The sequence below is a fragment of the Mesorhizobium sp. NZP2077 genome, from assembly GCF_013170805.1.
GTDB lineage: Bacteria > Pseudomonadota > Alphaproteobacteria > Rhizobiales > Rhizobiaceae > Mesorhizobium.
Genome location: NZ_CP051294.1, coordinates 264311 through 285857, shown reverse-complemented (window position 1 = coordinate 285857; position 21547 = coordinate 264311). Strand labels below are relative to the sequence as shown.

Sequence of the window (21547 nt, the reverse complement as noted above, 5' to 3'; positions counted from 1 at the left end):
GTGGGCGGTCGAACACAGCCAACTTTGGCTGATGACTGCCATCGAACTGGCCATCCGGAACTGCTTTGCATTTCCATCCATCATAGATTTCGGTTTAATCGATTTCGCGCATCGCTCCTTCCACCTTGCGGTCGTACTGCACTTGCCGACGCTAGGTCCGGGCATCGATTTAATGGCGCATCCTCGGCAGTATCTGGTGCGTTTAAATGACTGCGGAAGCGAACGGCTCACTATTATCGGCCTCAGTCCGCGCTTCCAGTTGCAGTGTTACCGGGGGTAACCAATCATCAAACCATATAACGCCGCCGCCGATCTGAACGTGAAATGATTCTGTTGCAGGAGATTCGATTTCGGCGAAAAAAACCATGTAGAAGAAGTCGTATACGTTGCGCAGCCGTCCCATTAAAGCGCGAGCCCGATCTTGCGACCCTCGAATATTGCATAGGGGGCCTGCCGCGGCGCCACCCCGTCCCCAATTTCGTGAAATGGGACCGCTAACGCTAGCAGTTCCTGCGCCAACGAATTCGCAGCCACGTTTGTAGTTGCCGTAACGATCGTATCGGCCTCGATAAAGCTACGCCTGCCGTCAAGGTGCGACAGAACTGTCGCGCCGTCTCCGTGCCACTCGAGTATGCTGCTTTCCAAAACAAAGTGAACGCCAAGCTTGGCGAGCACCTTTCGGAGGGGCGCATCTGCGGCCATTCGCTGCAATTCGCGGCCGACCATGGGATCCGGCGTTACGAGCGTCACCTCATGGCCATCGTCAGCGAGTTTCCAAGCTGTGCCGCAACCTCGCCAGCCGCCGCTTTCATCGAGTAGAAGAACACGTTTACCAGGCCGCGCCTGCCGAGCCATGATCGCTTCGACAGAATACGTGTTGCCACGCTCCCACCCTGGCATGATGTCCCATTGGGGCAACGCCTTTTGAAAACCCGTTTCTCGTGGAAGTGAGCCCGTGGCAATGATCACATGGTCGGCTGCTTCAGCGACCACTTCGGCGGCTTCCACGTAGGTGTTCAGTCGAACTTCAACGTTCAGCCTTTGCAGCTGCCTTTCGTACCACTCGAGCAATTCCAAGATCTGCGCCCTTCGCGGCTGCAGGCCTGCAAGGCGGAAATTCCCGCCAAGCACGCTAGAAGCCTCGGCAAGCGTAACAGTGTGGCCACGTTCGGCTGCCACACGCGCGGCCTCGAGGCCTGCTGGGCCGCCACCAACAACCAGGACTCGGTTAGGCCGAGAGGCCTTATCGAAGCGGTCACCACCCCACTCAAATTCTCGACCGGCGGACGGGTTCACAAGACAACTTATCCAGTAATCGCGTGAGCGTCGGCCCCAGCACATCTGATTACAGGAAAGGCACCCCCTCACATCTTCGGGCCTGCCTGCGGCAGCTTTGTTGACAAGATGAGGATCGGCGATCTGGCCTCGCACGATGGACACAAGGTCCGCTGACCCGGACGCTATGACGGCTTCGGCGTTCTCCGGAGTGCGGATATGGCTTTCCGCAATCACCAGCGCGTGCGTGACACGTTTCTTGACGGTTTCTGCTAGATCGACCCCCAACTTTTCGGGATACAGAAAGGTGGGCATAATCTTATAGAAGTCGAAGTAGCTGCCGGTGCCACAGGTGACATAATCGATCAAACGAGCTTCATCATGTACAGCAATGATGTCGACCAAGTCCGGGCGAGCCAAAACACCACCGGAATCCTGTTCGTCAGAGATGGCGAGTCCGACTATGAACTCCGGCCCACAAACCTCCCGGATGCGCTGAAGGATCGTTCGCGACAGCCGCGTCCTATTTCCGAGCGAGCCGCCCCATTGATCGTCGCGGCGATTGGACCATGGTGTCCAGAACTGGTCGAGCAAGCTGTGATAGGCAGCCCAAACTTCCACCCCGTTGAAGCCAGCCTCATGGCATCGGCGTGCCGCGTTCACGAATCCATCGATCGTTTCTTCGATCTCGGCTGCGGACATGACGTGTGAACCGTCACTGTCATGATAGCTTGGGGAACCGGATGGAGACCAATGGGCGTGGTAAGAAAGATCCGAGTCGCCGTGGCTGCCAACGTGGTAAATTTGCTGGATTGCCAGCGCGCCATGACGCTTGATCGCATCGGTCACCTGCGTAAACGCGGGTATTACCAAATCGTCGCTAGGCCGAAAATTGCCTCTGGTTAAGACCGTTGCCGCATGCACGGGCATAGGTTCGACGACGATCATAGCTGCGCCGCCCCGCGCCCGCTCCTCGTAATAGGCTATATGGCGGGCCCCGGACAAACCGTTCTCGGCCATGTTTGCAGTATGGGCACCAAAAACGACGCGGTTGCGCAGTGCCTTGGTGCGCAGTTCGATGGGCGAGAGGAACTTTAGTGAAGCTGCCATTGCGCCTACTCTGCTGTCGGCAGGAAGGGCACGCTAACGCGCGAAGAGGGGCAAAACAACGGGACAAAAAGTTATGTCGTGCACGACTGAGGGTTATGCGCGGGGCTGACGAGACGGCGTCAAGTTCCATTGCGGCATTGGACAGGGTCGAGCGTTGGGTCCAAGCGACGCTCGCACGGCGAAGGCCGGTTCATACCGGCCTGAGAGCGATCGCAAATAAAAGGCCGCGTCTCGGCGGCGGGCGAGGCGGCGACGCAACCAAGGTACGTTGCGGTGGCTGCGCTCGAAAAGGAATTTACTCGACACCTGGCCGAAACGCCCCCAAAGCCGTCGCCTTACGCCCAGGCGAAAGGCGTCTGATCGAGGCTCAGTTTGATCGCCGTGTCGCCCCCCCGCAGTTCGCGAACGGCGATCAAGCCAATCACCAATCCCACCAGGGTCAGGAGATATGGCCAGACAACAATTGCCCCCACTATTAGCCAGCCCTTTGCATTGTGGACCGCTGAGCCCAAGGCGCCCCCTTTCCCCTCGAAAGGATTTGTCCAGTCCGTCAGCAAGATCGCGCCGCAGAGAATTAGGTAAGCAGAACTTATGACGCCCACGCCGGAAGCAGCGATGCGTGGGGCAGCTGGTGACCCGATCGCGCGCAATTTCTCAAGCCATGTCGGCAACACCGCAAAGCTGTAGATCAAGGCAGCAAAAAGCGCCCAGCCGTTGTACATGCGGAATGTCCCCCTCCAACTCTCGGCCAAACGATACATGTTCCGCCCCGTCCGCGACAAGCGAGGCGCCCAATCCGGGGTAGGGAGAAACCTCGCAACCGTAATCTATTCGAGCCGTGGCGGGGCCAAGAACGCGCGCGGAGGCCTTCGCGAGTAGTGAGTGAATGGCGGGGGTGCGAGAAACCTCTGTACGCGGCTCTATTTCCAGGCGCGAAAGGTGCCATCAGAACAGCGCTTACGGAGGTTCTCCTGCTGATGATGCAGCATCGCGCAGCGTTGGCAATAGACGCGCCTATTCGGCGCCAACGAGTCACGGTCGAGGTGAACGGCAGCGAGAAACACTCTGATGTACTGAATTGTTTCCTGGTAGTTCAGGAGCGGGGGAAGGTCCCGCAGGGCTTTTCCCAAGCCTGACCTCCACATCGTAGCTTCAACGTCCCACCAACGGCCGTCTCCAAGGTGCGCGACGGTCTTGCCGTGCGGGCGGCCGCAATTCTCACAGCGGCCTTTGGATCGCTGGAACAGCTCCCGTTGGGAAGAGGCTGGCAAGTTGGAAAGCTGACGGCGGTCCTTGGGACCTTGGCCGACCTGCGGTCGGTACGCGCCGCGCACTAGTAGCTCCTCACTGCTGCGCACTGCCTTGATTGAGCGACATCAAGACGGTATGCGACAAAGGTCATCTCCAACAGTGGAAGCGGTTCTCGCAGGCGCCCAACCCGGGCCATACAATGGCCGGGAAAGACGAGATAACCCGGCAAGGCTACCGTCTTCAAATGAGTATTTCTGGGGCACCCGATAACCGTTGATCATAACTCGCTTTAAGTGCGTGACCTCGGCGACCCGTGGCAGCAGCATGAAGGTCGCGTTGGCCGATGATGTCGAGAGGACGATTTGCTGTCGGGATCGCTCCTGGATTAAATCCTCAAGAGCATCAATGATTTGAGAGGCAGCCACGGAGTAGGCCCTTAAGAGCCGATCGCCAGCCGGCGTCAGCGCAATTTTCTTATGCGCCTTAGCGAAGAGCGGCTGCCCAAGCCGGCCTTCGAGCTGACTATTCTGTTTGCTAACCGAGCTTTGCGACAGACCCACTTCCTCGCCAGCCAAAGTAAAGTTTCCCCAACGGGCAGCTGCCTCGAAGGTCGGCAGTAACCTCTGGATGTTCTGGTACAGCGTTTTGGATCGCATCCCTGTCACACCGCAACTGTCTGAAGTCTATCGTTCTATGGCATCCTCCGATGGCCAACAAATGCCAACGCAAAACGTTGTGGTGAGAGCTCCGACAGGATGGGGAAATCGAATGGTTTTCTGCGCGAAAACACATGGCTGGATTTCAAGCCATCGGGAGTGCCAACCAACTTATTCTAGAAGCCTTAGGAGTTTCAAAGAACCATATCTGCCTAAGAGTAACTCGCAACAGGATCCCCCAAGAAGTCGAGGCGAGGCGTGATGCCCAGGCCCGGCAGATTCGGCGCGACAATACGCCCGTCAATGACGTCGTAAGGGCCGTCAGCAGTTTTTCCGGATAAGACACCGCGACTTTCAAGCACACAGCGAAGGTATCTCTCCGGCACGGTCTGGCCCATATGTACGATGGCGGCGAAGGCAATATCAGAGCCTGCGGTCTCTTGGACGCTCATCGTGTAGCCGGCCGCAATACAGATATCGCGGTGGCGGCGCCCCTTCGTAAGCCCGCCATTCTTGGAAATTTTCAAGCCTATTCCGTCCGTCGCATCATCAGCTATCAGCTGAACGATTGAAGCATCACTGGTAGCCAGTTCGTCGAAGAAGATCGGAATATTGGTCCTTCTGCGCAGGGAAATGCATTCCCGCCACGTTGCGCACGGCGCCTCCAGAACAAAGTCTAGGCCCTGCGGAAGAAGCCGAAGCATACGCAAAGCAGTCTCGACAGTCAGCCCCCCGTTTGCGTCGACGATAAAGAATTCTCCCGGCTTCTGATCTGCCAGCGCAGCTGCAATTCTTGCGGCGTCCTCCGCAGGCTCCCCGCCAACCTTGACTGAGTGTCCTCGATATCCCATCGCGCGATGCTCAGCGACGCTCCGGCGCATATGTTCCGGATCATCCATATGGATCGACGAAATAACCGGCATCTTGACGTTAGTGCGTCCCCCCAATAGTTCGCACACGGGCAAACCCACCGATTTACCAAAAATATCCCAGCAGGCGACGTCGATTGCTGTCTTGGCATGCTCGTGGCCCAACAGCGCTGCATCCATGGCGTCATAGGTCCGGTCCACTCGTCTGGGGTCTAGACCAATCAACTGCGGCGCCATTTCTGCGATACCTGATCGAACGCCTAGAGCATGGGACGCGACATAATTGGAGCCCCAGGGGGTGCTTTCCCCCCAACCCTCGAGGCCATCCTTCGTCGTGACTCTAACGATCGTGGCATCGAAGAGGCTGTACTCTCGCCCACCGGACAATTGATAAATCCCGCCCTCATAACGAAGATCCACCTTGAAAACATCAATACTCTTGATGGCGCAGTCGGACACGGTATCTTCCTTTTTCTCAGATTGACCTTCGGATGGGTTCAACGCTAACCGGCACTCACCAGCTGACGCTGAGGCTTAGCCTGAACGACCCGATGCGGCCCGGGACGGAAGACTTAGCGATGCAGCCCGCCGTTTAAGCCAACCGAAAGTTACAAGACCATTCCAAATTTGAATGTAAGCACGGCAAGGAAGAGGGCAACGCACACGATAAAAGCCTTGATGATCGCCAGAATTTCTGTTCTCACCGAATTTAATTCAAGCCGATCTGCCATCTTCGCCATATGAGCACTCGCCTTCTTTGCGCCAATGAGCGACATTCATTCAACAAGGCCAAGCAATAACGTAGCAGCCCGGGCGAGCCGGTCTGCAAAGCGTTACTTGGCGGCTGTCTTCGCTTCGGCAATCCAGGCGTGCCATTGAACTCGGTGATTGTTCCGCCGGTTGCGCAAGGTTACTGGAGTGAGGAATATACCAGACGCTGCCATTTTGCCCACTTTGCTGGTGCTGGCAGGACAGGGGCACGCTAGCCGCCGGTGTAGGGCAAGACAACCAGACAAAAACTCATGTGGCGCACGCCAAATTGTTATGAGAACAACGCAAATCGAACTGGCGTAGGCGAGCGGCCAATTACCCACCACCTTGTCAGGCGTGCGAAACCCTGAATCCATGTGGATATGGATCGCAGTGATTTGGAGCGGCTGACGAAGGAGGAACTGATCGATCTGGTGCTGCGGATGCAGCGACCGGACAAGACGTCGCGCACGTCATCGAAGCCTCCGTCGGGCGATCGCAAGGAGCGTCGGGACAAGGCGAAGCCAGGCGGCGCCAAGCCGGGACATAAGGGGCACAGCCGCGCCCTGAGCGAGGATTTCGATCGCCTCGTCGAGCATCATCCCGACCAATGCCCTTGCTGCCGGGCCAGCCTTTCTAACGATCTTCCCGCCGAAACCGTCAGCGCGCACGACAAGATCGATCTTCCCGCGATCAGGCCCTTGATCGAGCGCCATCGGCGTCTGGCGGTTCGTTGCCCTTCCTGCGGCACGCTGGTCGTCGCGGCCGTGCCGGACGCGGCGAAGGGGACGCCATTCGGGCCGCGAGCGCATGCGGTGGCGACCTATCTCAAGACCTTCCAGGCGCTGTCCTACGAGCGGCTGCAGGGCGCGTTCGCGGACCTTTTCGGTCTTGCCGTCAGCCAGGGCGGCCTGATGAACATGCTGCGTCGGGCCCAGGGCGCCTTCATGGCCGAGCGCGACAACGCGATCATGGCGTTGCGTCGCACCAGGGTCGTCGCCTGCGACGAGACCGGGGTGCGGATCGAGGGGAGCAATTCATACCACTGGGTGTTCCGCTGCCCGGAGGCGGTCGTTCATCAGGCCGCTCCGACACGCGGCGCCATCGTGGTGCGGACCCTGATGGACGGGCATCGACCCGACGTGTGGTGTTCCGATCGCTATGCCGCACAACAGGGCCACGCGAGTGCGCCCCAGACCTGCCTGGCGCATCTCGCCCGCGACGTCGCCTATGCCGACGAGGCGGGCCAGGACATGCTGCCGCGCGGCTCAAGCTGTGGCTGCGACGGGCCTTCACCCTGGCCGACGGCCTCGAAACATTCGCCGCCTCGACCATCGCCGCCAAGCGCCGCGCCCTGGAGCGAAGTCTGGACGACATCCTGGCCGCACCGACATCGTGCGACCTGGCCCGCGACATCCAGAACAAGTTCGGGCGGGCTCGCGATCAGCTTTTGACCTTCGTCGATTGGCCGGGTCTGGTCGAGGCGACCAACAACGGATGTGAACGGGCGCTCAGACCCGCCGTCGTTCAGCGAAAGGTCACCAACGGCTATCGCGCCATGTGGGCCGCACAGGGCGAAGCCGACATTCGAACCGTCGTCGATACCGCGCGTCTCATCCGGGCGCGAACGTCTTCAAAATCATCCTTCAAACCGTCAGCGGCTGATATCGTGATGAGTGAACCGGTCACCTTGATCTTCCGGGTCTCTCTTCGGGCACGACTTTATCGGGACATCGAGGTGTCGAGTTCGAGCACGCTAGCGGATCTGGCCGAAGCCATCGTAGCGGCATATGACTTCGACATGGACCATGCCTATGGCTTCTATTCAAAGTTGACGGGAAAGCTGTTTGACTCGCCCCGGCGGTTCGAACTTTTCGCCGACATGGAGGGGAGCGGCTCTCGCAGCGTAAAGCGCACACGCGTCATCACGGCCTTCCAGAAGGTGGGATCGGCCATGACCTTCCTGTACGACTACGGTGACGAATGGCGCTTCCGCGTTGAAGTTATTGGAACAGCGCAGCCGCGGCCCAATACAAGCTACCCGCAAATCCTCAGCAAGATCGGCAAGGCTCCCCCGCAGTACCCGGACATCGAAGACGAGTGACAAGGCATTGTGCCGCATTGAGCGGGTGACGGGGGTGGGCAATTACAGCGGCCAGGTCAATAATCGGTTTGTCGCTGCCATGCCTTTCACAATACCACCCGCCGCCATCGCAGTAAGCGCTGTCCCGTTGGCACCTTTCGCGCGTTGTCGTGAGCGACGATGCTCGGAGCCTTTGAGGGCTTCGACACATGACGATTTCAGAGCTTACGCTTAAGTCCAGGGACGAGGAGCCGGTTCGACGGCTTGAGATATTCACGGGTTCTGGACGGCGGCGCGAATGGTTGCCGGAGGAGAAAGCGCGGATCGTGGCGGAAAGCTACGATGCTGGCGAGACGGTGAGCGCGGTGGCTCGGCGACATGCATTGTCCCCGCAGCAGCTGTTCGCCTGGCGCCGGTCCGCGCGGGTGCCGTTGGCGAATGCGCCGGCACCGGAGCCGTTGTTTGTTCCAGCGGTGGTCGCGGCACAGGAGCCCGAACCGGCGGGGAAGCGCGCGAGATCGACACGGCAGCGGAAGGCCGCGCGAGAAACCGGCGTGATAGAGCTGGAGATTGACGGCGTCGCCATGCGGGTCGGTCGTGGCGCCGACGCCAGGACGGTGGCGGCGGTGATCCGTGCGCTGAAGGCGCCGTCGTGATCGGGCCGACGGGTGTGGTCAAGGTGATGGTCGCGACGAAGCCGGTGGACTTCCGCAAGGGGGCCGAAGGCCTGGCGGCGCTGGTGCGCGAGACGATGGGCGCCGATCCGTTCTCTGGCGCGGTCTACGTCTTCAGGGCCAAGCGCGCCGACCGGGTCAAGCTGGTGTACTTCGACGGCACCGGCGTGTGCCTGCTGGCGAAGCGTCTGGAGGACGGGAAGTTCTGCTGGCCTGCCATCACCGATGGCGTGGTGAGGTTGTCGGCGGCGCAATTGCAGGCGCTCCTGGAAGGGTTGGATTGGCGGCGCGTGCATGACGCCCGCGAGACGCGCGCGCCGGTCGCGGCAAGTTGATTCCATGGGAGGCTAGAGGCGCTGGCAAAGCATTGGAATGCATGATTGAATCGGCCTTGTGAGCAACCCGGCCGAGCCTCAGACCAACGATCCGATCGCGCTTCAGGCGATGCTCGCGGCGGAGCGCGCCGAGAACGAGCGGCTGCGCCAGATCATCAAGGAACTGCAGCGCCACCGCTTCGGCCGCAGGGCAGAGAGCCTGCCGGTCGACCAGCTGCTGCTGGGCCTGGAAGAGGCCGAGCAGATCGAGGCTGAAGGCTTCGCCGCGGAGGACACCGCCGATACTGCCAAGCGCGAGGCTCGCGCCAGGAAGCGCCGCGCCAACCGTGGATCACTGCCCGCGCATCTGCCGCGTATCGAGCAGATCATCGACATTCCCGACAAGATCTGCCCGTGCTGCAAGGGAATGCTGCATGTCATGGGCGAGGATCGCTCCGAGCGCCTCGACATCGTGCCGGCCCAATTCCGCGTCATCGTCACGCGCCGACCGAAATACGCCTGCCGGAGCTGCGAGGAGGTCGTGGTGCAGGCACCGGCTCCGCCACGGCTTGTCGAGGGCGGCATCCCGACTGAGGCGACCGTCGCCCATGTGCTGGTCTCCAAGTACGCCGACCATCTTCCCCTGTACCGTTTATGTTGACATCAACATAATGCAGAGCGTTTTTAGCTTGGCGTCGCGCAGAAAGGCGGCTGGCGAGAGCGCGCTGTGGTGGATCGCGACGGTGAGCTAAAAACGTGTTGGACTAAGCCGCGGGCACAGGTGGCCGCTATGGGCGTTCAATTGAGGCCGTGCCCATGAACCGGCATGGCGTGGGCGCGGATGCGGTCGTGGACGCGGCGATTGCAGGGGTCGGTGCGCCGAAAGCGGCACGGATATCGGTTGCGGCAAGGTGAGGACCGGCGCCGCGCCCTGCCGGGAGAGGCTGCCCGGGGGTGACGGCGCGCACCTTCGCGGGACCGGCTCGGTTTTGCGGCCGAACGGCCCGGGCGATACGGTGACGACGAAAGCTGAGCGCTTCTTTCATGATGTATCCCGGTATGGCGGGGGGGGGGTCCGGTGACGCCGTCGAACGTTTCGATGACGATCATCCGCCCCTGATGACAGGCCGGGCATTGCCGGAGGGAATGCCCGGTAAGGTCCTCGTAGCGGTCGCGGTAGTCCTTCGCCGAGCAGCTGTTCGACGCCTCTGGAGCCGGCATGCCGAGCAGGTCGCGGCAGTGGGCGAGCTTTTGCGCGCGATGGCGATTGCCGAGGAAGCCGTAATAGCGGATGCGATGGAAGCCGTCGGGCAGGACATGCAGCAGGAAGCGGCGCATGAACTCGTCGGCCGAGACGGTCATGACCTTTTGCCGATTGCCGTGCCGATAGTCCTTCCAGCGGAAACGAACGGTGCCATCCTCGATGGCGACGAGGCGATTGTTGGAAATGGCGACGCGGTGCGTATAGCGGCCGACGTAGTCGAGGACCTGTTCGGGTCCGGCGAAGGGCGGCTTGGCGAAGATCACCCACTCGGCCTTTCGAAGGGGCGCCAGATAGCGCCGGAAGGCGTCGCGCTCGCTCAAGGCCTGCAAGCTAGAGAAGAACTTCAACTGGCCGGCCGCGAAGGCTTTCTCCAGGTGCTCCAGAAACAAGCGTCGGAACAGGCGTGAGAGCACCCGGACCGGCAGGAAGAAGCCGGGTTTGCAGGCAATCCATCGCGTGCCGTCGGCAGAAAGGCCACCGCCTGGGACGACGCAGTGCAGGTGGGGATGGTGCAGCAAGTTCTGGCCCCAGGTGTGCAGCACGGCGAAGAAGCCGATCTCGGCACCCAGGTGTTTGGGATCGGCGGCAATGGTGCGCAGTGTCTCGGCGGTGGCGCGGAAGAGCAGACCGTAGACGAGCGCCTTGTTCTGATAGGCGATGGCGGCAATGTCACCCGGCAGCGTGAAGACGACGTGGAAGTACTGTGTGTCGAGAAGCTCGGCGCGACGGTCCTCCAGCCATTGCGCGCGGGCCAGCGATTGGCAGCGGGGACAATGTCTGTCGCGGCAGCTGTTGAAGGCGATGCGCTGGTGGCCGCATTGATCGCACTGCTCGATATGCCCGCCGAGCGCGGCGGTGCGGCAGAGTTCGATCGCCGTCATGACGCGACGCTGCGCGGTGCTGAGCGACGCGTCATGCTGCACGCGATAGGCTTCGCCATAGCGGCGGAATATATCCGCCACCTCCGGCCCCGAGCGGGCCATCGGCTTGAGCTCAGAAGTACTGAGGCTTGGCCGGCGGCGGCGGGGTGGGGGGGGGGCCGGACGCGGTAAGAGCTCGTACGGGCTCGACGTGGCGCAGACCTTGTTGGTGGCAATCCGCAGGTAATGGGCGGTGGTCGCGAGGCTGCGGTGACCGAGCAGCAGTTGAATGGTGCGCACGTCGGCGCCGGCCTCCAATAGATGGACGGCAAAGGCGTGCCGCAGGCTGTGCGGCGTGACCGGTTTGGGCAAGCGGGAGAGGTCGCGCGCTTTCGCGCAGGCTTGTCCCACCGCATCCCTGGTGATCGGCTGGCCGGCGCGATCGCCGGGGAAGAGCCTCGCCTCTGGCCGGCACACCTTCCAATAGCTGCGCAGGATCTCCAGCAGCTTGGGCGACAGCATCACGTAGCGGTCCTTCTGGCCTTTGCCCTGCTCGACGCGGATGACCATTCTCTGGCTGTCGATGTCCGTGGTCTTCAGCTGAACCGCCTCCGAGATGCGCAAGCCGGCGGCATAGCAGGTGGTCAGGATGGCGTGGTGTTTGACGTTGAGGACGCAGCCGAGGAATTGCTGAACTTCCTCGGGGCTGAGGATGATCGGCAGCTTCTGCGGCTTCTTGGGAAACGGGAGGACCTCTTCAGGCGCCCAGTCCCTTTCGAGCGTCACACTGTAGAGAAAGCGCAGCGCAGCGATGGCGGTGTGGATCGAACCGGACGCCAGCTTCTTCTCGTTGGTCAGATAGACCTGATAGGTCCGAATGTCCTCGCGCCCGAGCACGTCCGGCGACTTGCCGAAGTGGCGGGCGAACAGCGACACCTGTTGCAGATAGGAGAGCTGGGTGTTGAGCGCGAAGTTGCGCACCTGCATGTCCTCGCTCATGCGTTGCCGAAGTTGGGTCATGACAAGCTCCTTTGTCCGATGGAATGGGCTGCAAGCAGCCACCCCATGCTCGCGCAGTTGGAGCTCCTATTGAACGCCTGACCGGCACGACAGAGGACGCCATCAAGACCGCGCCGTCGGCGTACACCCCCCTTGCCGCGCCGCCGTGGCGGAGCGGGTTAGTCCAAACGGTAAGATGTTGCGCAGAGGATTATGCTGCGGAGGCTCCATTTCCTCCCAGATTTCAGACAATTTGAAGTAATCTCCGCAACATAATTTTCTGAAGCCAAGCCGGTGGCATGATCAGGGCTCCAACAACAAGGAGACTCGGATCATGTTTGAAATTCTATTTGGACAACCGCGCACGATCGCGCGCTATCGTTCCGCCCCATTGCAGAAGGAGCGGCTTCAGTATCTTTCGCATTGCGAGCGTCTCGGCATTAAGATCGAGACATTGCGGAAGATCGCATACCACCAGTGGGATTTGGTGCGCATTCTCGATTTGCACGACAACGACAGTTCGAACTTGTCCAAGATCGAGAACGCGCTCCGGCGGTGGTCCTCACCCGCGGAACGCAAGTCACGATCTCGCGCAGGTCGGCGCTTCTTCGGGCACGCTGAGCGGTGGATGCGCTTTATGGGCTGGTTTGAGCCGCGGGCTATGTTCCACTCCCATACGCGCGAGGTTGCTATCTTTGCCACGCGCATGGCCTCCGAACGCGGATGGGCGAAGAAGACGATCGATGATTGTTGTCGAACGGTCGACAGCTTTTTTCGTTTGGCTGGATGAAACAGGCGTCGATCTATCGTCGGCAGGGATATCCTACTTCGATCAGTTTATCGCGCGTTATCATGCGCGCGGTTTTAATCGTTCAACCGCCCATCTCTATGCTCAACAACTTCGTAGGTTCATCCGGTTCGCCGAGCAGCAGGCTTGGTGCAGACCGGGATTGGCCGACGGGATCATGCCGCCACGGCGCTATCCGGGCGAGACAATTCCGAAGGGATTGAACCGGGACGAGGTCACCCGTCTACTCGCTACCACAGAAGGAAACCATCCCCACGAGATACGCGCCCGCGCTATCCTGATGCTGCTGATCACCTACGGTCTGCGTGCCGGAGAAGTCAGCGGCCTGCAGCTGGGAGACTTAGACTGGCAGCAGGAGATGTTGCGGGTACGCTGCCCCAAGCCCGGACGCACCCATCTCTATCCGCTGTCACCAGATGTGGGGCAAGCGATCCTGCGTTACTTGCGCGAGGTTCGACCCGCGCACCCTGAACGGACACTGTTCCTGACGATGAAAGCCCCGATTAGGCCGCTTACCCGCGGGGTAATTAAGGGGATCGTCTTTACTCGTCTCAATGATCTCGGAATCACAGGCAAGCGCCGCGGCCCACATGCGTTACGCCATGCCGCGGCCCAACATCTCCTGGATCAAGGTTTATCGATGAAGGCGGTCGGAGACTATCTCGGTCATCGAAGCACGAGGGCCACCGCGATCTACGCCAAGGTCAATCTCAATGTTCTTCGCGAGGTTGCGGAGATCGATCTGGGAGGCCTCCTATGATTCTTCGTGAAGCGGTCGACCACTATGTCGTATGGCGGCGCGCCCATGGCGCGCGATTTATCACCAGCGCAAGGACATTGTACCAATTTTGCAAGAACTTCCCCGAGCACGCGTGCTGCGATGCGGTTACCGAAAGCGATGCGCGCCGCTTTCTCGCTGGAACCGGTCCGCTCACGCGTTGCCGCGCGAACAAATATGGCACTCTCGCCGGTTTTTTACCGTTATGCGATCAGTCGCGGTTATGCTGTCGCCTCGCCGTTGCCGCCGGCGGACGAAGAGCCGCGGGAGCCGCAATCAGCGCCCTCTTACATCTACTCCCGTGAGGAACTGCAGCGTCTGTTTGGAAGCATTGGCATTAGCCGCAAGCGCAGTATCCGGCTCGACGCCGAGACCTTCCATATGTTGCTCTTGATCCTGTATGGCGCGGGGCTGCGAACCAGCGAAGCGCTCCATCTGACCATGAAGGATGTCGAGCTTGCGGACGCCATCCTGACGGTGAGGAACACCAAATTCTACAAGAGCCGTCTCGTTCCTGTAGCGCCTCAACTTGCCGGTGCCCTTAGACGTTATGCCGAACTCCGTGCCGATCGCCCCCCTGCCAGAAGGAATGGCGTCCGCCTTTCTCGCAAACCGCGACGGAACGCAGGTAAGGAAACACAATGTCGATCATGCATTCAAACGGCTACTCAAGCATGTCGGAATCGACCATAAGGATGATGGCCGACGCGCCCCGTGTCTCCACGCCCTGAGGCATACTGCAGCCGTCCATCGGCTGACGTCCTGGTATCGCGACGGCGCAGATGTGCAACGGCTGCTACCAGCACTCTCGACATATCTCGGTCACGCCGACCTGGACGGCACAAGCGTCTACCTGTCGATGACACCGGAACTGTTACACGAAGCATCGGCCTGCTTCGACCGCTACGTCAACGGAGGACACCATGCGTGATCTTCGTACACTCGGCCCTTGGCTTCGGCGCTTTCTGGCTGATTACATCTTCACTGAACGCCGTCTCGCCCGCAATACGCAAATGAGCTATCGCGACAGCTTCACGCTGCTGCTGCCATTTATCAGTACAAAGATCCGCAAATCAGCGGATCGTCTGAATGTCGAAGATATTACTCCGGCACTCATACTGCAGTTCCTTGCTCATCTTGAGGAGAGCCGCAGTTGCTCGGTACAGACCCGAAACCAACGTCTGACGGCGATCCGATCCTTCGCGCGCTTTGTCGCCAGCCGTGACCCAGCTCATCTTGCCTGGTGCGCGCAGATCCGTGCCATCACGACAAAGAAGGCCGCGCCGCAGCCGGTCTCGTGGATGAGCAGGGACGAAATGGAAGCGCTTGTAACGGTTCCCGACCGCCAAACCCTACGCGGCCAGGCCGAGCATGCCCTGTTGCTCTTCCTCTACAACACGGGAGCGCGGGTCTCGGAAGCCACGAGATTAGAGGTCGGCGATCTTCAGATCAGTCGGCGCGGCGATAATCATGCGCTCGTCACTCTTCACGGCAAAGGCAACAAAATCTGTGAATCGGCGTGCAAAATTGGCTCTGACTCAGTTTTGATGACATTGTGACGTCGGCTGGCACTGGTTTCACAAAAGGAATCAATGCCATGGGCCAGGCCCTCCGACCATCGACTCTCGTCCCTCGCGGCTTTGTTGTTGAAGATGCCGCCAGTGCGGTCGACGCGACGCTCATCACGATCCGACCTTTGAGCATGGCGAGTGCCTGTCCGGGCTGCGGAACGAGATCGGAGCGGATCCACAGCCGGTATCAGCGGCGCTTGGCGGATCTGCCGTTGGCTGGAAAGCCTGTTCGGCTGGTCGTCCTGGTGCGCCGGTTCCACTGCGACGCGGTTCTGTGCGGCCGGCGAATCTTCGCCGAGCGCTTTGACGAGGGCGTCCTGGCGCCATGGGCGCGGCGAACCGCTCGCCTCGACGATATCGTTCATCATCTTGGGCTTGTTCTGGGCGGGCGCCCGGCAGCGGGCTTCGCCCGGAGACTGATGCTGCCAGTGAGCAACGACACCCTGCTGCGCGTCGTGCGGCGGCGCGGCAGCCCGCGCTTCGTTCCGCCAGCCGTGATCGGGATCGACGACTGGGCGTGGCGACGCAACCAGCGCTATGGAACCCTCATCTGCGATCTGGAGCGGCGCAAGACCATCGCATTGCTGCCTGACCGGGAACCAGCGACGGCTCAGGCCTGGCTCTCTGACCAGCCTCAGATCGGCATCGTCGCCCGCGACCGTGGCGGTGGCTACGCAATGGCTGCAGCCAAGGCTCTGCCGAAGGCGATCCAGGTGGCCGACCGTTGGCACTTGATGGAGAACGCCAGCCGCGCCTTCCTCGACGCCGTGCGCAAATCCATGCGCCAGATTCGGTCCGCGATCGGCGCAGTCACGATCAATCCCGACCTGCTCACTGCCGCCGAGCGGATCCAATATGAGGGATATCTTCGCCGGGAAGACACCAACGCCGCCATTCTCGGCCTGGCCAAGACCGGGGTGACGATCAAGGAGATCGTTCGCCGGACCGGGTACAGCCGCGGCCTTGTCCGTCGCGTCATGCGCGGTCAACGCTCGGATATCTTCCGCGTCCGCGAGAACTCGCTCGAACTGCACCTGCCATGGCTCGACGCCCAGTGGTCGGCCGGACGGCGGAACGGCGCCGAGCTATGGCGACGGCTCAAAGGCCAAGGGTTCCGTGGTAGTCTTCGGGTTGTCACCGAGTGGGCTACGCGCCGTCGGAAGGCGGAAAAGGTCGATGGTGGCGCCTTGAGCCGGGCGCCCTCGGCGCGGACCATAGCGCGGCTGATGACCGTCGGTCGCGACAACCTCTCCAAGTCCGAAACCGTCCTTGTCGCCGCGATTGAGGGCGGTGTGCCCCAGCTGGTCGATGCCCGAGGAATCATCGCCGCCTTCCAGGCCATGATCCGCAAGAAGTCTCTCGTCGATCTTGAGCCATGGCTGGAGCAAGCTCGATCGGGCCTTGTTGCCCCCTTCGCCAACGGCATCGTCAAGGACCGAGCGGCTGTGAGCGCGGCGATCACATCTCCCTGGTCCAATGGCCAAACCGAGGGGCAGATCACCAAACTCAAGCTCGTGAAACGCCAAATGTACGGCCGAGGAAAACTCGACCTACTCCAGGCGCGCGTCATCGGCGCTGGGTAGGCTCCATCACCACCAAAAGTGCGTCAGAGCCCAAAATTGACCCCATAAGCCGGGGAATCGGCGTGCAAAATTGGCTCTGACTCAGTTTTGATGACATTGTGACGTCGGCTGGCACTGGTTTCACAAAAGGAATCAATGCCATGGGCCAGGCCCTCCGACCATCGACTCTCGTCCCTCGCGGCTTTGTTGTTGAAGATGCCGCCAGTGCGGTCGACGCGACGCTCATCACGATCCGACCTTTGAGCATGGCGAGTGCCTGTCCGGGCTGCGGAACGAGATCGGAGCGGATCCACAGCCGGTATCAGCGGCGCTTGGCGGATCTGCCGTTGGCTGGAAAGCCTGTTCGGCTGGTCGTCCTGGTGCGCCGGTTCCACTGCGACGCGGTTCTGTGCGGCCGGCGAATCTTCGCCGAGCGCTTTGACGAGGGCGTCCTGGCGCCATGGGCGCGGCGAACCGCTCGCCTCGACGATATCGTTCATCATCTTGGGCTTGTTCTGGGCGGGCGCCCGGCAGCGGGCTTCGCCCGGAGACTGATGCTGCCAGTGAGCAACGACACCCTGCTGCGCGTCGTGCGGCGGCGCGGCAGCCCGCGCTTCGTTCCGCCAGCCGTGATCGGGATCGACGACTGGGCGTGGCGACGCAACCAGCGCTATGGAACCCTCATCTGCGATCTGGAGCGGCGCAAGACCATCGCATTGCTGCCTGACCGGGAACCAGCGACGGCTCAGGCCTGGCTCTCTGACCAGCCTCAGATCGGCATCGTCGCCCGCGACCGTGGCGGTGGCTACGCAATGGCTGCAGCCAAGGCTCTGCCGAAGGCGATCCAGGTGGCCGACCGTTGGCACTTGATGGAGAACGCCAGCCGCGCCTTCCTCGACGCCGTGCGCAAATCCATGCGCCAGATTCGGTCCGCGATCGGCGCAGTCACGATCAATCCCGACCTGCTCACTGCCGCCGAGCGGATCCAATATGAGGGATATCTTCGCCGGGAAGACACCAACGCCGCCATTCTCGGCCTGGCCAAGACCGGGGTGACGATCAAGGAGATCGTTCGCCGGACCGGGTACAGCCGCGGCCTTGTCCGTCGCGTCATGCGCGGTCAACGCTCGGATATCTTCCGCGTCCGCGAGAACTCGCTCGAACTGCACCTGCCATGGCTCGACGCCCAGTGGTCGGCCGGACGGCGGAACGGCGCCGAGCTATGGCGACGGCTCAAAGGCCAAGGGTTCCGTGGTAGTCTTCGGGTTGTCACCGAGTGGGCTACGCGCCGTCGGAAGGCGGAAAAGGTCGATGGTGGCGCCTTGAGCCGGGCGCCCTCGGCGCGGACCATAGCGCGGCTGATGACCGTCGGTCGCGACAACCTCTCCAAGTCCGAAACCGTCCTTGTCGCCGCGATTGAGGGCGGTGTGCCCCAGCTGGTCGATGCCCGAGGAATCATCGCCGCCTTCCAGGCCATGATCCGCAAGAAGTCTCTCGTCGATCTTGAGCCATGGCTGGAGCAAGCTCGATCGGGCCTTGTTGCCCCCTTCGCCAACGGCATCGTCAAGGACCGAGCGGCTGTGAGCGCGGCGATCACATCTCCCTGGTCCAATGGCCAAACCGAGGGGCAGATCACCAAACTCAAGCTCGTGAAACGCCAAATGTACGGCCGAGGAAAACTCGACCTACTCCAGGCGCGCGTCATCGGCGCTGGGTAGGCTCCATCACCACCAAAAGTGCGTCAGAGCCAAAATTGGACGCCGATCGGGGGTCAGTTTTGGAGGCCGTTTGACACAAAATCCGCCAATGCCCACTGTGGGCGCGCACAGAGGATACGCTCGGCGAGCTCATTCAGGGACGGGAAACCTGCGAGCCCGTCTTCCTCAGCCGCCATCGCAAACGATATACGCGGTTCGGAGTTTATCGGCTTGTCGAGCGATGTGCGGCACAGGTGCCATCGCTCGCTGCAAGGCCGATCACACCCCACGTGATCCGCCATACATGCGCCTGCCATCTGCTGCAGGCGGGTGTCGACCTTAACACCATCCGTGCATGGCTCGGACATGTAAGCCTTGAGACCACCAACATCTACGCCGAGATCGATCTCGAGATGAAAGCGAAAGCGATGGCACTCTGCAGCGCCGCCGCTCCGCGACCGGAAAGGCCGTGGAAAGAGAACAAGGGCGTGATGGCGTTCCTAAACGCTATTTGAGTCCAATAAATTATGTTGCGGAGATTACTCCAGATTGCCTGAAATCAGGGAGGAAATGGAGCCTCCGCAGCATAATCCTCTGCGCAACATCTTATCGCCAGGCGCAAATCTACGCCCGCCAAGGCGTGAACCTGGATCGCTCGACGCTTGCCGATTGGGTCGGCAAGGCGGCTTTCCTGCTCCGCCCCATCCACGAGCGGTTGTTCGAGCGGCTGAAGGCCTCCGGGAAGCTCTTCGCCGACGAGACCACGGCGCCGGTGCTCGATCCCGGGCGCGGCCGCACCAAGACGGGCCAGCTGTTCGCTTATGCTCGCGACGATCGCCCCTGGGGCGGGATCGCTCCACCTGGCGTCGCCTATCTCTATGCACCCGACCGCAAGGCCGAACAGCCACTGCGGCACCTTCAGGGCTTCGTCGGAATCCTGCAAGTCGACGGCTACGCCGGATACCGGGCGTTGGCCGAGCGCAATGCCGTGAGCCTGGCGTTCTGCTGGGCGCATGTCCGTCGACGCTTCTACGAACTGGCCCAGTCCGGGCCCGCGCCGATCGCCACGGAGGCGCTCCAGCGCATCGCCGAGCTCTACAAGATCGAGAACGAGATACGGGGACGCTCGCCCGAAGAGCGGCGCACCGCGCGCCAGGAGAGAAGCCGCCCCATCATCGATACCCTCCAGCCATGGCTGCGCGAGAAGCTCGCCCTGGTCAGCCAGAAGAGCAAGCTCGCTGAAGCAATCCGCTACCATCCATCTGACGCAAGCGGCCAAAGACCTCCTCAGCGAGCCCGACGTTCTGCGCGTTCGCGCAATCCAGGCCCGCCGCTGGATTTTTTATCCGCGCGCCAAGCAGGCGCTCGATCGTCTCAACCTACTGGTCGATCATCCTCGCGGCACTCGCATGCCTTCGGTGGCCATCTACGGCGACAGTGGCATGGGCAAGACAATGATCCTGGAGAAATTCTGCGATAATAATCCCTCATGCTTTGATCCGACGACCGGCGTTCAGGCTATACCGGTGCTGGCAATCGAGATGACCGGGAAGCCAGGTGAGCGCCGTTTATATGCCGAGATTCTGGCTGCCCTTGGCGCACCACAGGCACCCCGCGCCGACATCGTGCATATGGAGCAAGCGGCGTTGCGACTTCTGAAAACCGTCGGCGTCCAGGTCCTGGTGATCGATGAAATACATAACATTCTCGCTGGCTCGTACCGCGAACAGCGGGTCGTGCTGAACACGCTACGATTTCTCAGCAATCGGCTTCAGATCTCCCTGGTTTGCTTCGGCGTCATCGAAGCCCGCGAGGCGATAAGCGGCGACGTACAGCTTGCTCGCCGGTTCGGCGAGCTGACCTTAAATAGGTGGCGGCCAACGAACAGTTCGAAGCGCTGGTCTCATCCATTTTGCGGAATTTGCCGCTTCGCCGACCGACGGTGCTCACGCCGAAATCTCTGCGCCGAATTCTGCAGATCAGCGGCGGCATCACTGCAAATATTTTCCACGCGATCACGAGCCTGGCGGCCGATTCGATCGAGAGCGGCATAGAGCACATCACGGATGAAGCGGTGGAAAGTTGGTGCCCTCCAGTTAGCGCCGAAACAGCTTACGCATGATCCGAGACCTCGGCGACACGAAGCCGCTTCCTGTCATTCTCAAACCTGTCCCGGATGAGCTCCTGTCGTCATGGATCACGCGCCATGCCGATTTCTACGGCGTCTCACCGCTGATAATGTTTCGCCATGCCATTCCGGAGGCAACGTCATTGCGGCAATCCGATACAAAGCTGGGGCCAACCGCCGCCGGCCACGTTGCGAGGCTGTTTCGAACCCAATCTTCGGCAATCCTGGCAATGGCCACCTCTGGATTCCCAAAATCGGCGGCGCGGCTCGTAGCGCCACGCGCCATTCAACGCTGCACCGCCTGTGCCGAGCAAAACAGGTGGCAAGGCGCGGCAACTGCGGTACAGCGAAGCTGGATCGAGGGTTGGCGGATAACCTGTCCCGTTTGCAGACAACGGCAGCATGACAAGAGGGAGGGAATATCTGCTCTGGCAAGCCCGTCATCGCCGTTCGAGGATCTTTGGGAAGATGCCCTCGACGGCGAGCGGCTCATCGGTCAGTCGCTGAGGGAAGCATCTGCCGGTCGGATATCGCCAATCGATATCGCCCGATTGCTGCTCATCAGGCGGTGCCCAAAGCCCTTCCGCCATGATGCATTGATAGACCACTCCACCATCCTTGGTGCCGTCGTTCAAGGTTTTGATGAGCTTGTAGCGGAACAGGGACTTCCTAGACCTACGATTGCAAGACCCATCTTGCCGATCGCACTCCGCATAGCACTGCTCGCTGGCATCTCAATCGTCCACCGGGAAGGTCCGGCGCTAGTGTCCGAACTCAAGCGCCAAACGCTTGGCGCCCATTATACGCGGTTCGCTGCAATCGGCGCCGGCAGCTCGAGAACCCCGCAGCCACTGCAGCTGAACTGAGACTCAAGCGCATCGATTCTCATCATTAAGCG

17 protein-coding genes and 5 pseudogenes are annotated in these 21547 nt (G+C 61.0%); 16 read left to right on the top strand and 6 right to left on the bottom strand.

Annotation, left to right across the window (positions count from 1 at the left end):
• Positions 1-402: 402 nt before the first annotated feature.
• From HGP13_RS37205 to HGP13_RS37190, 4 genes are all read right to left on the bottom strand, one after another.
• The gene (locus tag HGP13_RS37205) at positions 403-2385 is read right to left on the bottom strand and encodes an FAD-dependent oxidoreductase (protein WP_172235172.1); all 1983 of its coding nucleotides are present in this window, start codon (positions 2383-2385) and stop codon (positions 403-405) included.
• Positions 2386-2720: 335 nt separating this feature from the next.
• The gene (locus HGP13_RS37200; protein ID WP_246707514.1) at positions 2721-3107 is read right to left on the bottom strand and encodes a hypothetical protein; all 387 of its coding nucleotides are present in this window, start codon (positions 3105-3107) and stop codon (positions 2721-2723) included.
• A gap of 654 nt (positions 3108-3761) precedes the next feature.
• Positions 3762-4292, bottom strand: coding sequence for a LysR family transcriptional regulator (locus tag HGP13_RS37195; RefSeq protein ID WP_172235171.1), 531 nt, complete (start codon positions 4290-4292; stop codon positions 3762-3764).
• A 212-nt stretch (positions 4293-4504) separates the two neighbouring features.
• Positions 4505-5620, bottom strand: a complete 1116-nt coding sequence (locus HGP13_RS37190; RefSeq protein ID WP_172235248.1) for a mandelate racemase/muconate lactonizing enzyme family protein — start codon at positions 5618-5620, stop codon at positions 4505-4507.
• 674 nt (positions 5621-6294) lie between these two features.
• On the opposite strand from HGP13_RS37190, the pseudogene HGP13_RS37185 reads away from it, so the two are divergent.
• The 5 genes and pseudogenes from HGP13_RS37185 to HGP13_RS37165 form a co-directional block, all read left to right on the top strand.
• Positions 6295-7576, top strand: a pseudogene (locus tag HGP13_RS37185) (IS66 family transposase).
• A gap of 7 nt (positions 7577-7583) precedes the next feature.
• Positions 7584-8015 carry a hypothetical protein gene (locus tag HGP13_RS37180; protein ID WP_172235170.1) on the top strand — a complete coding sequence of 144 codons (432 nt, stop codon included), beginning with the start codon at positions 7584-7586 and terminating at the stop codon, positions 8013-8015.
• Positions 8016-8203: 188 nt separating this feature from the next.
• Positions 8204-8650, top strand: coding sequence for a transposase (locus HGP13_RS38715; RefSeq protein ID WP_095205360.1), 447 nt, complete (start codon positions 8204-8206; stop codon positions 8648-8650).
• Positions 8647-9003, top strand: coding sequence for an IS66 family insertion sequence element accessory protein TnpB (gene tnpB / locus HGP13_RS37170; protein WP_023772705.1), 357 nt, complete (start codon positions 8647-8649; stop codon positions 9001-9003). Before HGP13_RS38715 ends, tnpB begins: the two co-directional genes overlap by 4 nt.
• Positions 9004-9112: 109 nt before the next feature.
• Positions 9113-9634: pseudogene (locus HGP13_RS37165) on the top strand (IS66 family transposase zinc-finger binding domain-containing protein); the annotation flags it as partial.
• A gap of 437 nt (positions 9635-10071) precedes the next feature.
• Here the strand turns inward: HGP13_RS37165 and HGP13_RS37160 are convergent.
• Positions 10072-11229: pseudogene (locus HGP13_RS37160) on the bottom strand (IS91 family transposase); the annotation flags it as partial.
• A gap of 10 nt (positions 11230-11239) precedes the next feature.
• Positions 11240-12126, bottom strand: a pseudogene (locus tag HGP13_RS37155) (tyrosine-type recombinase/integrase).
• A gap of 313 nt (positions 12127-12439) precedes the next feature.
• Between HGP13_RS37155 and HGP13_RS37150 the strand changes: the two are divergent.
• From HGP13_RS37150 to HGP13_RS37105, 11 genes and pseudogenes are all read left to right on the top strand, one after another.
• Positions 12440-12895: a hypothetical protein gene (locus HGP13_RS37150; RefSeq protein WP_172235169.1), complete on the top strand. Its 456-nt coding sequence runs from the start codon at positions 12440-12442 to the stop codon at positions 12893-12895.
• Complete coding sequence (locus HGP13_RS37145; protein WP_172235168.1) at positions 12849-13673, top strand: tyrosine-type recombinase/integrase; 825 nt, start codon at positions 12849-12851, stop codon at positions 13671-13673. Before HGP13_RS37150 ends, HGP13_RS37145 begins: the two co-directional genes overlap by 47 nt.
• Before the next feature lie 45 nt (positions 13674-13718).
• Positions 13719-14384, top strand: a complete 666-nt coding sequence (locus HGP13_RS37140) for a tyrosine-type recombinase/integrase (protein WP_246707513.1) — start codon at positions 13719-13721, stop codon at positions 14382-14384.
• Complete coding sequence (locus tag HGP13_RS38485) at positions 14281-14622, top strand: tyrosine-type recombinase/integrase (RefSeq protein ID WP_246707512.1); 342 nt, start codon at positions 14281-14283, stop codon at positions 14620-14622. The genes HGP13_RS37140 and HGP13_RS38485 overlap by 104 nt, the downstream gene beginning before the upstream one ends.
• Positions 14615-15250 carry a tyrosine-type recombinase/integrase gene (locus tag HGP13_RS37135; protein WP_172235167.1) on the top strand — a complete coding sequence of 212 codons (636 nt, stop codon included), beginning with the start codon at positions 14615-14617 and terminating at the stop codon, positions 15248-15250. Before HGP13_RS38485 ends, HGP13_RS37135 begins: the two co-directional genes overlap by 8 nt.
• A gap of 38 nt (positions 15251-15288) precedes the next feature.
• On the top strand, positions 15289-16845 hold the full coding sequence (locus HGP13_RS37130; protein WP_172234322.1) for an ISL3 family transposase: 1557 nt from the start codon (positions 15289-15291) through the stop codon (positions 16843-16845).
• Between the two features lie 140 nt (positions 16846-16985).
• The gene (locus tag HGP13_RS37125; RefSeq protein WP_172234322.1) at positions 16986-18542 is read left to right on the top strand and encodes an ISL3 family transposase; all 1557 of its coding nucleotides are present in this window, start codon (positions 16986-16988) and stop codon (positions 18540-18542) included.
• A gap of 80 nt (positions 18543-18622) precedes the next feature.
• Positions 18623-19036, top strand: a complete 414-nt coding sequence (locus HGP13_RS37120) for a tyrosine-type recombinase/integrase (protein ID WP_172235247.1) — start codon at positions 18623-18625, stop codon at positions 19034-19036.
• Between the two features lie 92 nt (positions 19037-19128).
• A pseudogene (locus tag HGP13_RS37115) lies at positions 19129-19776 on the top strand (IS66 family transposase); the annotation flags it as partial.
• The gene (locus tag HGP13_RS37110; RefSeq protein ID WP_246707535.1) at positions 19700-20575 is read left to right on the top strand and encodes a TniB family NTP-binding protein; all 876 of its coding nucleotides are present in this window, start codon (positions 19700-19702) and stop codon (positions 20573-20575) included. The pseudogene HGP13_RS37115 and the gene HGP13_RS37110, both read left to right, overlap by 77 nt.
• 64 nt (positions 20576-20639) lie before the next feature.
• Positions 20640-21515, top strand: coding sequence for a TniQ family protein (locus tag HGP13_RS37105; protein ID WP_172235166.1), 876 nt, complete (start codon positions 20640-20642; stop codon positions 21513-21515).
• Positions 21516-21547: the final 32 nt, after the last annotated feature.

Bases quoted from the DNA above. Each gene is read 5' to 3' on its own strand.
- HGP13_RS37205 (WP_172235172.1), bottom strand. From the start codon at position 2,385: ATGGCAGCTTCACTAAAGTTCCTCTCGCCCATCGAACTGCGCACCAAG.
- HGP13_RS37200 (WP_246707514.1), bottom strand. From the start codon at position 3,107: ATGTACAACGGCTGGGCGCTTTTTGCTGCCTTGATCTACAGCTTTGCG.
- HGP13_RS37195 (WP_172235171.1), bottom strand. From the start codon at position 4,292: ATGCGATCCAAAACGCTGTACCAGAACATCCAGAGGTTACTGCCGACC.
- HGP13_RS37180 (WP_172235170.1), top strand. From the start codon at position 7,584: ATGAGTGAACCGGTCACCTTGATCTTCCGGGTCTCTCTTCGGGCACGA.
- HGP13_RS38715 (WP_095205360.1), top strand. From the start codon at position 8,204: ATGACGATTTCAGAGCTTACGCTTAAGTCCAGGGACGAGGAGCCGGTT.
- HGP13_RS37150 (WP_172235169.1), top strand. From the start codon at position 12,440: ATGTTTGAAATTCTATTTGGACAACCGCGCACGATCGCGCGCTATCGT.
- HGP13_RS37145 (WP_172235168.1), top strand. From the start codon at position 12,849: ATGATTGTTGTCGAACGGTCGACAGCTTTTTTCGTTTGGCTGGATGAA.
- HGP13_RS37140 (WP_246707513.1), top strand. From the start codon at position 13,719: ATGGCGCGCGATTTATCACCAGCGCAAGGACATTGTACCAATTTTGCA.
- HGP13_RS38485 (WP_246707512.1), top strand. From the start codon at position 14,281: ATGGCGTCCGCCTTTCTCGCAAACCGCGACGGAACGCAGGTAAGGAAA.
- HGP13_RS37135 (WP_172235167.1), top strand. From the start codon at position 14,615: ATGCGTGATCTTCGTACACTCGGCCCTTGGCTTCGGCGCTTTCTGGCT.
- HGP13_RS37130 (WP_172234322.1), top strand. From the start codon at position 15,289: ATGGGCCAGGCCCTCCGACCATCGACTCTCGTCCCTCGCGGCTTTGTT.
- HGP13_RS37125 (WP_172234322.1), top strand. From the start codon at position 16,986: ATGGGCCAGGCCCTCCGACCATCGACTCTCGTCCCTCGCGGCTTTGTT.
- HGP13_RS37105 (WP_172235166.1), top strand. From the start codon at position 20,640: ATGATCCGAGACCTCGGCGACACGAAGCCGCTTCCTGTCATTCTCAAA.